Origin of the sequence: Streptomyces sp. H27-C3, assembly GCF_030063415.1 — a bacterium.
In the GTDB taxonomy this organism is placed as follows: domain Bacteria; phylum Actinomycetota; class Actinomycetes; order Streptomycetales; family Streptomycetaceae; genus Streptomyces.
This window is the reverse complement of sequence record NZ_JASITA010000026.1, coordinates 101,423-115,791: the sequence shown is the minus strand read 5'-3', so window position 1 is coordinate 115,791 and position 14,369 is coordinate 101,423. Positions and strand designations below refer to the sequence as shown.

Sequence of the window (14,369 nt, the reverse complement as noted above, 5' to 3'; positions counted from 1 at the left end):
TTGAGTGGTTAAGGCTCCCAGTAGACGACTGGGTTGATAGGCCAGATGTGGAAGCCCGGTAACGGGTGGAGCTGACTGGTACTAATAGGCCGAGGGCTTGTCCTCAGTTGCTCGCGTCCACTGTGTTGTTCCCGGGTTGCGAACAGTCGCACCGGTTGAACAGATCCACTTACTTAATTGAAGAGTGTGCTTGTTCGCTAGAACCCGATAGGGTTTCGGTGGTCATAGCGTTAGGGAAACGCCCGGTTACATTTCGAACCCGGAAGCTAAGCCTTTCAGCGCCGATGGTACTGCAGGGGGGACCCTGTGGGAGAGTAGGACACCGCCGAACAATCTTTCAGGACCCTTGGTCCAGCGTCCACGCTGGACCAAGGGTCCTTTTTGTTTTCCCAAAGCGCGTCCGATGGCCGGCTGCGCGAGAATGACTGCGTTACCCCAAGACAGGAGCCATACCGATGTCCACCAACACCCCCGACGATCGTCCGGAGCGCGACTCGCGCCGCCGGGACGGCGAAGACAGGGGCGGTTTCCGCGGCGGTCGTGACGACCGTGGGCCGCGCCGGGACGATGATCGCGGTGGCTCCCGTCGGGGCGACCGTCCCACTGGTGGCGCGCGCGACGACCGTGGCGCCCCACGCCGCGACGACAACCGTGGCACGCGTCCCAGCACCAGCGGTGGCAGTGGCGGTTTTCAGCGTCGTGATGATCGTCCGTCGAGTGGTCCGCGTCGTGATGATGACCGTGGTGCGCCGCGTCGTGATGACCGTGGTGGTCGTCCCAGTGGCGGCGGCTTCGAGCGTCGTGACGACCGTCCGTCGAGTGGTCCGCGTCGTGATGACCGTCCCAGCGGTGGCAGCGGTGGTTTCCAGCGTCGTGATGATCGTCCGTCGAGTGGTCCGCGTCGTGATGATGACCGTGGTGCGCCGCGTCGTGATGACCGTGGTGGTCGTCCCAGTGGCGGCGGCTTCGAGCGTCGTGACGACCGCCCGAGCAGCGGTGGTGGCGGCTTCCAGCGTCGTGACGACCGCCCGAGTGGTCCTCCCCGCCGTGACGACCGTCCGACCGGTGGCAGTGGTGGTGGGTTCCAGCACCGTGACGACCGTCCGTCCAGTGCACCCCGCCGCGATGACAACCGCGGTGGCGGCTTCGAGCGTCGTGACGACCGGCGGGACGACCGTGGGCCGCGTCGGGACGATCGGGAGCGTGGTGGCTTCCAGCGTGACGACCGGGATCGCGAGCCCATCAAGCGGCTTCCCATCCCCGAGGACGTCACGGGGCGCGAGATCGACAAGGACGTTCGCCAGGAGCTCATGAGCCTGCCGAAGACGCTTGCCGAGGATGTCGCCAAGAACCTCGTCATGGTCGCCAACCTCATCGACGAGGAGCCCGAGGAGGCCTACGAGTACTCGCGTATTGCCCTGCGCCTCGCCTCGCGTGTGGCGGCGGTGCGTGAGGCCGCGGGCTTCGCGGCCTATGCGACGCAGCGGTATACGGAAGCTCTCGCGGAGTTCCGTGCGGCCCGTCGTATGACCGGCAGCGTCGAGCTGTGGCCCGTCATGGCGGACTGCGAGCGCGGTCTCGGCCGGCCCGAGCGGGCGATGGCGATGGCCGGTGAGCCCGAGGTGAAGAAGCTCGACAAGGCGGGCCAGGTCGAGATGCGCATGGTCGCGGCCGGTGCACGCCGTGACATGGGGCAGATCGATGCGGCCATCGTGACGCTGCAGGGTCCCGAGCTGGCGTCGAACTCCGTACAGCCGTGGACCGCGCGACTGCGGTACGCGTACGCCGACGCGCTGCTGACCGCAGGCCGTGAGGCCGAGGCACGCGAGTGGTTCGGCAAGTCAGCCGAGGCCGACAAGGACGGCTCGACGGACGCTTCGGACCGGCTCGCCGCGCTTGACGGCGTGGAGTTCGTGGACGCGCTCGGCGACGAGGCGGACACGGACGACACGGACACGGACGAGATCGAAGTCGACTCTGCCGCAGGCGTGGACGCGGCTGTTCCGGCTGCCTCGGCCGATGATGTCGACGCCGAAGACGACACCGACGCCGAGGTTCAGGTTGAGGCGGAGCCCAAGGCTGCGCCCGGGATCGCGGGCACGTTGTTCGTGGAGCCTGTTGAGGGCGACAAGGACTGATCCCACCGCCAAGCGCGCGTGGCACGTATGAAGGGCGGCACCCCCACGGGGGTGCCGCCCTTTCGTGTTTCCGCCTCGGTCAGCTCAGATCGAGGCTGCGCAGGACCAGGCCGGAGGCCGGCTTGGGGCCGAAGGACGTGGACTTGCGGGGCATCATGACGCCCTGGCGCGCGAGGTCCCGGACGACTTCCTCGCGTACCGGATGCATGAGGACAGCCGTACCTCCGTGCCGCTCCGCCTGCTCGACGGCCGCCTCTGTGGCGTGGATGTAGCCGATGTCCTCGGGGGCGTCCGGGATCGACCACAGGTGGTCCAGCAGCGTGGCGTGCAGGACCGTCGCGTCGAGGGTGCGCCAGGCCGCGGGACGGTCCGTGGGGACCGTACGGGCGAGCAGGGCCTCGTCGGGGCGGTCCACGAGGTGAAACGCGCCGTCCCCCGCGAGGAGGAACGCGTTGCCGACGGTGGCCGCCGCGGCGAGCGCGTCCATGGCGTGCTGAAGCGGGCCGGGGACTTCGCGGACGCGGAACGTGCCGGCCAGCGCAGCCAGCGCGTGGGCCACGGGAAGCCGGTGCAGCAGGCGATGGATGGCGCGGACCTGGAGCGGGTAGCTCGCCGTATCGACGAGAAGGACCAGGCTGTAGTCCCAGGGGCCCGGCGCGGACTGCTCCGACCTGAGGCGCAGGCAGGTCGCCCAGCGGTGGTGTCCGTCGGCGATCAGGGCCTGGCGGCTGGACAGGTCGGTGGAGACCGCTTCCAGTTCTACAGGGTCCGTGACGGACCACAGGCGGTGACTGAAACCGTCCTCCGTAGTGGTGGACAGGAGCGGGGCGCGTCGGATCGTGCGGTCGATGACGGCCGTCGCGCCGCTGTCGTCGCCATCGCTCCGGTAGGTCAGCAGGAGCGGTTCGAGGTTGGCGGCGGTGGCCCGCATCAGACCGGCCCGGTCCGCGACCACGTGCGGCATGACGTCCTCGTGCGGGAGGACCACGCCGTCGGCAGGGTCGGACAGGGCGAGAGCGCCGATGAGACCGCGCTGGAGGAGGTCGCCCTTGCTCTGTTCGTACACGTACAGAGCGGGTTCCGGATCGGGGGCCAGCACGCCTTCGCCCAGCCAGCGGCTCAGAGTGTCGGCCGCCTGCCCGTTGCGATCCGCCGGGGTGGCCGCCTGCGGGAGGATCAGCCGGACGATGTTGTGAGGATCGGCCGATTCCAGATGGTGGAGGCCGTCCGGCCGTACGACGACGTCGTAAGGCGGCGACGTCACCGCGGCCAGACTGCCGACCTGCTTGGGGACGTATCGCAGTCCGCGGAAGGGGACCAGGCGCAGGCCGTGGTCCTTCTCTGGCCCACCATGGGTACTCATTGATGCATCGTAAGTGGGGTACCCCGATGCGCGATGATCGGGGGAGAGGCACCGACTGAGGAGCGAGACCAGAATGAGCCAGCAGATCAGGACCTGTCCCGACGCGAGCGCGCGAGTGCTGGGGGAGGCGTACGACACGGCTCTGCTGGATCTGGACGGAGTGGTGTATGCGGGCGGCGAGGCGATCGTCCACGCCGTCGAGGCGCTCGGCGCGGCCAGGGACGCCGGAATGCATCTCGCCTATGTGACCAACAACGCACTGCGGACGCCCGACGCCGTGGCGCAGCACCTGACGGAGCTCGGGGTGCCGGCCGAGGCGGCCGATGTGATCACGTCGGCGCAGGCCGTGGCCCGGCTGATCGCCGATCAGGTACCGGCCGGGGCAAGGGTGTTGGTCATCGGCGGCGAGGGGCTGCGGGTCGCGCTGCGCGAACGGGGCCTGGAACCGGTGGAGTCGGCGGACGACGACCCGGTCGCCGTGGCGCAGGGCTACGGCGGGCCCGACCTGCCGTGGAGCCGGTTCGCGGAGGCTTCTTACGCCATCGCGCGGGGCATGCCGTGGTTCGCGTCCAATACCGATCTGACGATCCCCAGTGCTCGGGGGATCGCGCCGGGCAACGGCGCGGCGGTGGAGGTCGTACGGATCGCCACGGGCGCCGAGCCTCAGGTGGCGGGCAAGCCGCTGCCGCCGATGCACCGGGAGACGGTGCTGCGGACCGGCGCCGAGCGGCCGCTGGTCGTCGGGGACCGGCTGGACACGGACATCGAGGGCGCGAACGCGGGGGGCGTCGACTCGTTGCTCGTACTGACCGGAGTGACGGACGCGGCGCTGCTGCTGGGCGCCGAGCCGAAGTACCGGCCGACGTACGTGGACGCGGATCTGCGGGGCCTGCTGACCGGGCAGCCCGAGGTCGCCGAGGCCGACGGCGGGTTCAGCTGTGGTGGGTGGACCGCCTCCGTGCAGGGTGACGCGCTGATGGTCGATGGTGAGGGTGACGCGCTGGACGGGCTGCGGGCGCTGTGCGCCGCAGCCTGGACGCAGGCAGGCGGCGGGGCCTGCGCACTGGATCCCGCGAAGGCCTTGGACCGGCTGGGTCTCTAGTGCCGCGCCAGGCAACATCTGCCCTGTCGCGACGCCCGGCACGCGCCCCCGAGTTCTCGGCTTCGCTCGAACGGGGAGGGACCCCCTTCGCCGCACCGGCCGAAAGCCCAGGTACGTCCAGTACGAGGACTTCCGGCCGGCACGCCGAGAGCACGCACCGGGCGCCGCACCTTGACGGGCAAACGGCACCTGCCGCGGCACTGGCACGTATCCGGAGCGCGCACCCGCTGTGATCGGGGAGCACCCGCAATGCGAGGGTAGGCTAACCTAACTGGGTGTTGATCGACAGTCCCCCCGAACAGAGCGGGGCGCAGACCGAGCAGGACTCTGCGCCCCACAAGCGTCGTGCCCTGCGGTCCGGCGGGTTGCTTCTCTCGCTCGGCGTACTCGCGCTCGTGGTGATCGCGAGTATCGCCATCGGTGCCAAGCCGGTCCCGTTGGACGACGTATGGCATGCGCTGTTCGATGCCTCGGGCACCGGCAACGATGTGATCGTCCTGGACGTGCGGGTGCCCCGTACCGTCCTGGGCGTGCTCGTCGGCGCGGCGCTCGGGCTCTCCGGCGCGGTCATGCAGGCGCTCACCCGCAACCCGCTCGCCGAGCCGGGGCTGCTCGGTGTGAGCGCGGGCGCCTCGGCCGCCGTTGTCTCCGCCATCAGCTTCCTCGGGATCACCTCGCTGACCGGCTACGTGTGGTTCGCGTTCCTGGGCGCCGGGGCCGTCTCGGTCCTGGTGTACGTCCTGGGGGGCAGCCGGGGGGCGACACCGGTACGGCTCGCCCTCGCGGGCACGGCCGCGACGGCCGTGCTCTACGGCTATGTCAACGCCGTACAGCTGCTGGACTCCGCGGCCCTCGACCGGCTCCGCTTCTGGACGGTCGGCTCGCTGGCCTCCGCGAACATGGAGGTCATCGACAAGGTCTGGCCGTTCATCGGCGCCGGTGTGCTGCTCGCGCTGCTGATCGCCCGGCCGCTGAACGCCATGGAGATGGGCGACGACGCCGCGCGCTCACTGGGCGCGCACCTGACCCGTACCCGCGTACTGGCCATGCTCTCCGTCACCCTGCTCTGCGGCGCGGCGACCGCCGCCTGCGGGCCGATCATCTTCGTCGGGCTGATGGTGCCGCACCTCGTCCGCGCCATCACGGGACCCGACATCCGCTGGATCCTGCCGTACGCGGCGGTGCTCGCGCCCGTCCTGCTGCTGGGCTCGGACGTCATCGGCCGCGTCGTCACCCGCCCCGCCGAGCTGCAGGTCGGCATCGTGACCGCGCTCGTCGGCGGGCCGGTCTTCATCCACCTTGTACGCCGCCGGAAGATGGCCCAGCTGTGAGCGTTCTCTCCCGGGGAAGGCCCCCAGGACCCCGCGCGATACGCACCCCCGGCGGGTTCTCCGTCCGGCTCGACCCGCGGGCGCTCCTCGCGATGCCGCTGCTCGCCGCGGTGGCGCTCGGGGTGGGCATCGTCCTCATCGGCAGTGGCGACTTCCCGATGTCGGCCGCCGACGTCGTACGCACCCTGCTCGGCAACGGCACCGCCGCGCAGGAATTCATCGTGACCGACCTGCGGATGCCGCGGGTCGTCGTCGCCCTGCTGGTCGGTGTGGCGCTCGGAGTATCGGGCGCGGTCTTCCAGTCCCTGTCCCGCAACCCGCTGGGCAGCCCCGATGTGATCGGCTTCGGCCAAGGTGCGACGGTCGGCGCGCTCACCGTGATCGTCGTGTTCAAGGGCGGGGCCGTGGCTGTGGCGGGCGGCGCGCTCATCGGCTGTCTGCTGACCGGTGTCGCGGTCTACTTCCTCGCGTGGAAGCGGGGTGTGCAGGGCTACCGGCTGGTGCTCGTCGGCATCGGCGCGGCCGCCATGCTCACGGCGTTCAACCACTATCTGCTCACCAAGGCCGCCCTGGTCGATGCGACGCGGGCCACGGTCTGGATGACCGGCTCGCTCGACGGCCGGGGCTGGGAGCAGGCCTGGCCGTTGCTGGCCGGGTGCCTGATCCTGCTGCCGCTGGTCCTGGGGCACGGGCGCGCGCTGCGCATGCTGGAGATGGGCGACGACTCGGCGTACGCGCTCGGGGTGAGTGTCGAGCGCAGCCGCCTGGTACTGATGCTCTCCGCCGTCATGCTCATCGCCGTGGCAACGGCCGCCTCGGGCCCCATCGCCTTCGTGGCGCTCAGCGCGCCCCAGCTCGCCCGCCGGGTGACGGGCTCACCCGGGCCCAATGTCGGGGCCGCGGCCTGTATGGGCGCCGCCCTGCTGGTGGTCGCCGACTGGGTGGCCCAGCAGGCCTTCGGGGACAGCCAACTGCCGGTGGGTGTGGTGACCGGGGTGCTCGGTGGCTGCTATCTGCTGTGGCTGCTGGTCACCGAACGCAAGGCGGGGCGCATATGACCTCGCGACCGACCGACTCGACTCTTCCGACTGCCTCGGTCCTTTCGGCCGGTTCGGCTGTGCAGAACTCCAGGAGCATGCCAGTGCAGCGCCTCACCGCGGAATCGGTGACCCTCGGCTACGACCAGCGGGTCATCACGGAAAACCTCTCCGTCGAGATACCCGACAACTCCTTCACCGTCATCGTCGGGCCGAACGCCTGCGGCAAGTCGACGTTGCTGCGCGCCCTGTCGCGGATGCTCAAGCCGTCCCAGGGCCGGGTGCTGCTGGACGGCAACGTCATCGGCTCCATGCCGGCGAAGAAGGTGGCCAAGACACTGGGGCTGCTGCCACAGTCCTCGATCGCGCCGGACGGGATCACGGTCGCCGACCTGGTGGCGCGCGGCCGCTACCCGCACCAGGGGCTGCTGCGGCAGTGGTCGCCCGATGACGAGCGGATCGTCGGGGAGGCGATGGAATCGACGGGCGTCGCCGATCTGGCCGAGCGTTACGTCGACGAGCTGTCCGGCGGCCAGCGGCAGCGCGTCTGGATCGCGATGGCCCTCGCCCAGCAGACACCGCTGCTGCTGCTCGACGAGCCCACGACCTTCCTCGACGTCCAGCACCAGATCGACGTACTGGATCTGTGCGCGGAACTGCACGAGACGCAGGGGCGCACACTCGTCGCCGTACTGCACGACCTGAATCACGCCGCGCGCTACGCCACGCACCTGATCGCCATGCGGGAGGGCGAGATCGTCGCGCAGGGGCCGCCCGCCGAGGTGGTCACCGCAGAGCTGGTCGAGCGGGTCTTCGGACTGCGCTGCCAGGTGATCGACGATCCGGAGACCGGGACGCCGCTGGTGGTGCCGGCGTCGCGCAAGACGCGTACGGCGAAGGCGCCTACGGGAAAGGCCTCGGCCGGGACCGCGACGGCCTCGGTCACTGCAGGAGCTTCCTGACCTGACGGCCTCGGCCGCTACCGCAGCTTCCTGACCTGACGGCTTTGGCCGCTACAGGAGCTTTCTGAGGCGCATCAGGTCACGGAAGCCAGCCTCCAGCTTGATCCGGCCGGTGGCCCAGGCCTTCGCGAAGTTCAGCTCGCCGCCGACCAGTGCGACCAGATCGTCGCCGGTCATGGCGAGCCGGATCTCGGCGCGCTCGGGCGGGCGCCCGTCCAGGGTCTCGGCGACCTCGATCCGGCCGGCCGTCAGGCGGCCGGTGAAGGAGACGTCGAGATCGGTGATGTGGCAGCTCAACGACCGGTCGAGCGCCACGGCGCCACGCGCACCGTCGTCGGCCCCAGCCAGCTTGTCCGAGAGTTTGCCGAGCGCGCTGTGGCACTCCTCCGTCGTCGCCATGGAGATCGACGGTACCCCAGCGCTTCGGGGTAGCGTCGTGGCATGAACGACGCGATGGCGGGTCAGGGGGCCGACTCCGGGGCTCAGGGGTTCGCAGAGGGGCGGGACACCCCTGGGGCCGCGCCCCGGGAGCCCGCGGGTTCGCCGGCTGCCGATGGGACCGCCGCGGGTCCGGGCGTCGCACCGGCCGGTCCGGCGCCCATCGGGGTGGCGCGCACCCCCACCGGGCGCGCCGAGGTGGACGCGCACCTGGAGCGGCTGGCCGATGCGGACCACCTCCCGTCGGACGGACACATCGAGGTGTACGAGGATGTACACGGGGGGCTGCGTGATGCGCTGACCGCGCTCGACGCACGCCCGGGACCACCGGCGCCCCCTTCCCCGTACGAAAACAGGAGCTGAACCGAACGTGGCAGGAGTCGCGCGACGCCGCCTCGACGCCGAGCTGGTCCGCCGGAATCTCGCACGCTCACGGGAGCACGCGAGCCAGCTGATCGCCGCAGGGCGGGTGAAGGTGGCCGGCACCACCGCGACCAAGGCCGCCACACAGGTCGAGACGAGTGCCGCGGTCCTGGTGCTCAACGACGACAACGACCCCGACTACGTCTCGCGCGGCGGGCACAAGCTGGCCGGCGCGCTGGCGGCGTTCACTCCGCTGGGGCTGAAGGTCGAGGGGCGGCGGGCGCTGGACGCCGGGGCGTCGACCGGCGGCTTCACCGATGTGCTGCTGCGGGCCGGGGCCGGACATGTCCTCGCGGTCGACGTCGGCTACGGGCAGCTCGCCTGGTCCCTGCAGTCCGATGAACGCGTGACCGTCAAGGACCGTACCAATGTGCGGGAAATGACTCTGGAGATGATCGACGGGGAGGCGGCGGACATCATTGTCGGCGACTTGTCCTTCATCCCTTTGGGGCTGGTGCTTCCGGCGCTCGTGCAATGCGCGGCTCCGGACGCCGACCTTGTCCTGATGGTCAAGCCTCAGTTCGAGGTGGGCAAGGAACGCCTGGGCAGTGGTGGAGTCGTGCGCAGCACCGAGCTGCGTGCGGAGACCGTACGGGCCGTGGCGCGGCGGGCATGGGCACTCGGCCTCGGCGTACGGGGTGTGACCGCGAGCCCGTTGCCGGGGCCCTCGGGAAATGTCGAGTACTTTCTTTGGCTCCGGGCCGGGGCTCCCGAACTGGACCCGGCGGACGTTGACCGTGCAGTGGCGGAGGGGCCGCGTTGACAACGACGACAGCTGGAACAGAAGCATCGGATACGGCGCGGACCGTCTTCCTGCTGGCGCACACCGGTCGCCCAGCGGCGATCCGCAGCGCCGAACTGGTCGTACAGGGACTGCTGCGCAGCGGAATCGGCGTGCGCGTGCTCGCCGCGGAGGCGGCCGATCTGCCGCTGCCACCGTCCGTCGAGCTGGTGGCGGAGGCTTCGCCCGACGTCCTCGACGGCTGCGAACTGCTCGTTGTCCTGGGCGGGGACGGGACACTGCTGCGTGGCGCCGAGTTCGCCCGCGCCTCCGGGGTGCCGATGCTCGGCGTCAACCTCGGCCGGGTCGGCTTCCTCGCGGAGGCCGAGCGCGACGACCTCGACAAGGTGGTCGACCGGGTCGTCACGTGCGCGTACGAGGTCGAGGAGCGCATGACTCTCGACGTCATCGTGCACAACAACGGCACTGTCGTGCACACCGACTGGGCGCTCAACGAGGCCGCCGTGCAGAAGGTCTCGCCCGAGCGGATGCTGGAGGTCGTCCTGGAGATCGACGGCCGTCCGGTGACCGGCTTCGGCTGTGACGGCATCGTCTGCGCCACCCCGACCGGCTCCACGGCGTACGCCTTCTCGGCCGGCGGGCCCGTGGTCTGGCCGGAGGTGGAGGCTCTCCTCATGGTGCCGATCAGCGCCCATGCGCTGTTCGCCAAGCCCCTGGTGACCTCGCCGGACTCGGTGCTCGCCGTCGAGGTGCAGCCCCACACGCCGCACGGGGTGCTGTGGTGCGACGGGCGCAGGACCGTCGAACTGCCCGCCGGGGCGCGGGTGGAGGTCCGGCGGGGCGCCGTGCCCGTACGGCTGGCACGACTGCACCACGCGTCCTTCACCGACCGGCTGGTCGCCAAGTTCGCCCTGCCCGTGGCGGGCTGGCGCGGCGCGCCGAACTGAGTCCGGGCGGAGCGCTGAACCGAGTCTGCGCGGAGTTGGTCCGCGTGGAGCTGAGTCGGTCAGTACGAGGAAGGCTCCTTCGGCGGCCTCTCCCGGCGGCTGCTTGGACAGCAGGACGGACAGCAGCACCCCGCCCGTGACGGCCGGCAGGCCGAGTGGGGCCCGAGCAGGCCGAGGCCGCGGCGGCCCGCCGAGGCCTCGTCGAGCGCCTTGGCGGGGCGCAGCAGCGAGCGGCGCAGCGAGGCCAGCAGCGCGGCGGCAGTGGAGGTCAGCACGGCGACCACGAGGCAGACCGGCAGCGCGACCCAGCTGAAGTGGAGGTCCACCTGGGGTGGTATCAGCCCGTGGCTCCGCATCCCGTCGAACCAGGGCGGGCCCAGCGCACAGCCGGTGACCGCTGCGGGCAGCGACGCGGGCAGCGACGCGGCCAGGGCTTGAACGGCCACGGCCCGGTGGACCTGCCGCGGCCGGGCCCCGATCGAGCGGACCGGTGCGAGCTCGCGATGCTGCTGGATCACGGCCGTGCCCATCGTCGACACGACGACAAAAATCGACATGTAGATGGATCCGATCAGCAGGACGGTCACCATGTCGCTCACGCCGACCGAGACGCAGTCGGCGGTCGTCACCGTCAGCATGGTCGTCGACGCGCCCACCACGGTCGCCGCGAACAGCGCGGCCACCGCCGTGCCGACGAAGGCGGGGCGGCGTCCACGCAGGGCCGATCGCGCCAATCCCGTACTCATGGGATTCAGAGTGCCGGGTGGCGGATGCGGGCACCATGGGGTGACCACCCGGACTCGGGGTGGGGTTTTCCGTACCAGCCGGAGCGGCACCGAGGCGCTCCTGGGGAGTTCCTGGAGGGTGAGGGAGCGGGGGCCGTCGCACACCGGGCGCCAGACCTCGTAAGGTCGTGTCCGTGTTGGAGGAGATGCGGATACGGTCGCTGGGCGTTATCGACGATGCTGTCGTCGAGCTGTCACCGGGGTTCACGGCGGTGACCGGCGAGACCGGCGCGGGCAAGACCATGGTCGTCACCAGCCTCGGGCTGCTGCTCGGCGGGCGTGCCGATCCCGCCCTGGTGCGGGTGGGAGCCAAGGCCGCGGTGGTCGAGGGGCGGATCACCATGCCCGCCGACGCGCCTGCCGCAGTGCGGGCCAGGGAGGCCGGCGCCGAACTCGACGACGGGGCCCTACTGGTCAGCAGGACCGTATCGGCGGAGGGGCGCTCGCGCGCCCACCTCGGCGGGCGTTCCGTGCCGGTGGGGCTGCTGGCCGAACTGGCCGATGACCTCGTCGCCGTACACGGACAGACCGACCAGCAGGGACTGCTGCGACCCGCCCGGCAGCGGCAGGCGCTCGACCGGTACGCGGGCGACGCCGTCGCGGTGCCGCACGTCAAGTACACGGCGGCCCACCTTCGCCTCCGGTCCGTCTCGGGGGAGCTGGAGGAGTTGACCACCCGTGCGCGTGAGCGCGCCCAGGAAGCCGATCTGCTGCGCTTCGGCCTCGATGAGATCAACGGCGTCGAGCCGCTGGCCGGCGAGGATGTCGAACTCGCCGCCGAGGCCGAACGGCTGGGCCACGCCGAGGCGCTGGCCTCGGCCGCGACCGTCGCGCACGCCGCGTTGGCCGGCAACCCCGAGGACGCCGAGGACATCGACGCGACCGTGCTGGTCGCCGGGGCGCACCGGGCCCTGGACGCCGTACGCTCCCACGATCCTGCGCTCGCCGTCCTCGCCGAACGCATCGGCGAGATCGGCATCCTGCTGGGCGATGTCGCGGGAGAGCTGGCCGGATACGCGGACGACCTCGACGCCGACCCGCTGCGGCTGTCCGCGGTGGAGGAGCGTCGGGCGGCCCTCACGCAGCTCACCCGCAAGTACGGCGAGGATGTCGCCGCCGTCCTGCAGTGGGCCCAGGAGGGCGCCGCACGTCTCACCGACCTGGAGGGCGACGACGACCGGATCGGTGAGCTGGCGGCGGAACGCGATGTGCTGCGGGGCGAACTGGCCGGGCTGGCACAGGCCCTGACCGACGCCCGTACGGAGGCCGCCAAGCGGTTCGCCGACGCCGTCACGGAGGAACTGGCCTCGCTCGCCATGCCGCACGCCCGCGTGTCGATCGACGTCAAGCAGGCCGAGGACCCGGAGAACGGGATCGAGGTGGGCGGCCGGCTCGTCGCGTACGGCCCGGCCGGCGCGGACGAGGTCGAGTTGTTGCTCGCCCCGCATCCGGGCACCCTGCCGCGGCCGATCGCCAAGGGTGCCTCGGGCGGTGAGCTGTCGCGGGTGATGCTCGCGGTGGAGGTCGTCTTCGCCGGATCGGACCCGGTGCCTACGTACCTCTTCGACGAGGTCGACGCGGGCGTCGGTGGAAAGGCGGCGGTCGAGGTCGGGCGGCGGCTGGCCAAGCTCGCCAAGTCCGCTCAGGTCGTCGTTGTGACACACCTGCCGCAGGTCGCTGCCTTCGCCGACCGGCAGTTGCTGGTCGAGAAGACGAGCGACGGCTCGGTGACCCGTAGTGGTGTGACCGTGCTGGAGGGTGAGGGCCGGGTCCGGGAGCTGTCGCGGATGCTGGCGGGCCAGGAGGACTCGGAGACGGCTCGGGCGCATGCTGAGGAGTTGCTGGCTGCGGCTCGTTCGGACGCGTAGGTCTCTGGCCGGCCGGGATGCGTGGAGTGGGCTGCAGTGCGGGTGCGTGGAGCGTGGTGGGTGCGGGTGCGTGACGTTCCGGGGGCGGCGTTCGGGACTGCATGATTTAGCCGCCCTGCGGGGTTACCGAAAGCCCTCCCGGGGGAGGCCCACACATCACGCTTTACGTCCCGAACACCACCCCTCTCCGCGTTCCGCACCCTCCCGCCGACGGGTCTCCTCAGGTTCATCCGCTGCTCCTGTGGGTGAAGTCCCAGGGGTGCATGCGGCCTCTTACGACCTCGGGGGCAATAGCGCGCGGGCTCCCGGCGTCCTGCGACTCCGCCTCCGAGGTCGTTAGGGTTGGGGCATGGCAGTGGTGAATGGTGGGGCAGTCGTCTTGGGGGTGGGGGCGACGCGCGGTGTCTGTCGTGCGCTGCGGCGGTGGCCGCCCGGGGGAGTCGCTCTGGGGGAGCGGACGAATTTCGCCGGGCGTGTTGTCGATCTCCGCGCCGGTCCCGCTGTTGTTGTCGGGTGTGTGGTGGGCGCGGTCCTGGCGGATGTTCCCGTGCGTGCGCGGGGCGCCGTCGTGGTTGCCGTGGTGGGTGCCGGGGCCTGTGGGGCCTACGACGACTTCGTGGGGGCCGGGGATCGGCGGCGTGGATTCCGGGCGCATCTGGGGGCGTTGCGGCGCGGCGAGGTGACCAGTGGCGCCGTGAAGCTGTTCGGGGTCGGGGCCGCCGGGCTTGTCGCCGGGGCGCTGGTCAAGGAGCGGCCGGTCGACAAGGCCCTTGCGGGGGTGGTGATCGCGGGCACCGCGCACCTTGTCAATCTCATTGATGTACGACCGGGGCGGGCCGTTGCCGGGGTGCTCGCGCTGGGGGTTCCGGGGCTGCTCGGGCGCGGTACGGGCAGGGGCGCTCGCGGTGGCACCGATGGGCGCCGCTTTGGCGGTTGCGGTAGACGACGTCGAACAGCGCACCATGCTCGGTGACACGGGCGCCCATGCGCTCGGTGCGGCGCTCGGTGTCGCCATCGCCGCGGGCCGGGGCAGGGCCGGGCTCGCCTTCCACGCGGCAGCGCTGATCGCGGCTGCGGCGCATGGCGACCGCTGACGCCCTACGATCACCCATGTGAGTGATCCCCGTGCTGCCGTTGCGGCTCCGGGTACGGATTCGGTCCTTCCGCAGTGCCGGAACACGCGTGCGGACTGGCATTCTTGGCGCAGTACGTCACACCTCCCTTTCCACCGTC

12 protein-coding genes, 2 rRNA genes and 2 pseudogenes are annotated in these 14,369 nt (G+C 71.0%); 13 read left to right on the top strand and 3 right to left on the bottom strand.

Features of this window, described 5'->3' with window-relative positions; all coding sequences use genetic code 11:
- From QMK30_RS24615 to QMK30_RS24600, 4 genes and pseudogenes are all read left to right on the top strand, one after another.
- Positions 1 to 105: ribosomal RNA gene (locus tag QMK30_RS24615) — 23S ribosomal RNA — on the top strand; the annotation flags it as partial.
- A 109-nt stretch (positions 106 to 214) separates the two neighbouring features.
- Positions 215 to 331, top strand: a 5S ribosomal RNA gene (gene rrf, locus QMK30_RS24610).
- 124 nt (positions 332 to 455) lie between these two features.
- A pseudogene (locus QMK30_RS24605) lies at positions 456 to 1,193 on the top strand (tetratricopeptide repeat protein); the annotation flags it as partial.
- 117 nt (positions 1,194 to 1,310) lie between these two features.
- Positions 1,311 to 2,138, top strand: a complete 828-nt coding sequence (locus tag QMK30_RS24600) for a tetratricopeptide repeat protein (protein WP_283520493.1) — start codon at positions 1,311 to 1,313, stop codon at positions 2,136 to 2,138.
- Positions 2,139 to 2,217: 79 nt separating this feature from the next.
- Here QMK30_RS24600 and QMK30_RS24595 read toward each other — a convergent pair whose 3' ends face one another.
- Positions 2,218 to 3,501, bottom strand: coding sequence for a DUF1015 domain-containing protein (locus QMK30_RS24595; protein ID WP_283520488.1), 1,284 nt, complete (start codon positions 3,499 to 3,501; stop codon positions 2,218 to 2,220).
- 73 nt (positions 3,502 to 3,574) lie between these two features.
- Between QMK30_RS24595 and QMK30_RS24590 the strand changes: the two genes are divergently transcribed.
- From QMK30_RS24590 to QMK30_RS24575, 4 genes are all read left to right on the top strand, one after another.
- A complete protein-coding gene (locus QMK30_RS24590; RefSeq protein ID WP_283520487.1) occupies positions 3,575 to 4,603 on the top strand; it encodes an HAD-IIA family hydrolase in 1,029 nt (342 codons plus the stop codon).
- 275 nt (positions 4,604 to 4,878) lie between these two features.
- The gene (locus tag QMK30_RS24585; protein ID WP_283520486.1) at positions 4,879 to 5,934 is read left to right on the top strand and encodes a FecCD family ABC transporter permease; all 1,056 of its coding nucleotides are present in this window, start codon (positions 4,879 to 4,881) and stop codon (positions 5,932 to 5,934) included.
- The gene (locus QMK30_RS24580) at positions 5,931 to 6,992 is read left to right on the top strand and encodes a FecCD family ABC transporter permease (RefSeq protein ID WP_283520485.1); all 1,062 of its coding nucleotides are present in this window, start codon (positions 5,931 to 5,933) and stop codon (positions 6,990 to 6,992) included. The genes QMK30_RS24585 and QMK30_RS24580 overlap by 4 nt, the downstream gene beginning before the upstream one ends.
- Before the next feature lie 83 nt (positions 6,993 to 7,075).
- Positions 7,076 to 7,933, top strand: coding sequence for an ABC transporter ATP-binding protein (locus tag QMK30_RS24575; protein ID WP_283520492.1), 858 nt, complete (start codon positions 7,076 to 7,078; stop codon positions 7,931 to 7,933).
- A gap of 51 nt (positions 7,934 to 7,984) precedes the next feature.
- On the opposite strand, the gene QMK30_RS24570 is transcribed toward QMK30_RS24575, so the two are convergent.
- Positions 7,985 to 8,332 (bottom strand): SCP2 sterol-binding domain-containing protein, encoded by a 348-nt coding sequence (locus QMK30_RS24570; protein ID WP_283520484.1) that lies wholly within the window; start codon positions 8,330 to 8,332, stop codon positions 7,985 to 7,987.
- A gap of 42 nt (positions 8,333 to 8,374) precedes the next feature.
- On the opposite strand from QMK30_RS24570, the gene QMK30_RS24565 reads away from it, so the two are divergent.
- The 3 genes from QMK30_RS24565 to QMK30_RS24555 are packed head-to-tail and all read left to right on the top strand — an operon-like array spanning position 8,375 to position 10,483.
- Positions 8,375 to 8,734: a hypothetical protein gene (locus tag QMK30_RS24565; protein WP_283520483.1), complete on the top strand. Its 360-nt coding sequence runs from the start codon at positions 8,375 to 8,377 to the stop codon at positions 8,732 to 8,734.
- A gap of 7 nt (positions 8,735 to 8,741) precedes the next feature.
- Positions 8,742 to 9,557 (top strand): TlyA family RNA methyltransferase, encoded by an 816-nt coding sequence (locus QMK30_RS24560; RefSeq protein WP_283520482.1) that lies wholly within the window; start codon positions 8,742 to 8,744, stop codon positions 9,555 to 9,557.
- Positions 9,554 to 10,483 carry an NAD kinase gene (locus QMK30_RS24555; RefSeq protein ID WP_283520481.1) on the top strand — a complete coding sequence of 310 codons (930 nt, stop codon included), beginning with the start codon at positions 9,554 to 9,556 and terminating at the stop codon, positions 10,481 to 10,483. Before QMK30_RS24560 ends, QMK30_RS24555 begins: the two co-directional genes overlap by 4 nt.
- 59 nt (positions 10,484 to 10,542) lie before the next feature.
- On the opposite strand, the gene QMK30_RS24550 is transcribed toward QMK30_RS24555, so the two are convergent.
- Positions 10,543 to 11,229, bottom strand: a complete 687-nt coding sequence (locus QMK30_RS24550; RefSeq protein ID WP_283520480.1) for an FtsX-like permease family protein — start codon at positions 11,227 to 11,229, stop codon at positions 10,543 to 10,545.
- Between the two features lie 185 nt (positions 11,230 to 11,414).
- On the opposite strand from QMK30_RS24550, the gene recN reads away from it, so the two are divergent.
- Both recN and QMK30_RS24540 read left to right on the top strand, forming a co-directional pair.
- Complete coding sequence (gene recN, locus QMK30_RS24545) at positions 11,415 to 13,136, top strand: DNA repair protein RecN (protein ID WP_283520491.1); 1,722 nt, start codon at positions 11,415 to 11,417, stop codon at positions 13,134 to 13,136.
- A 349-nt stretch (positions 13,137 to 13,485) separates the two neighbouring features.
- A pseudogene (locus QMK30_RS24540) lies at positions 13,486 to 14,230 on the top strand (hypothetical protein).
- The last annotated feature ends 139 nt before the right edge of the window (positions 14,231 to 14,369 follow it).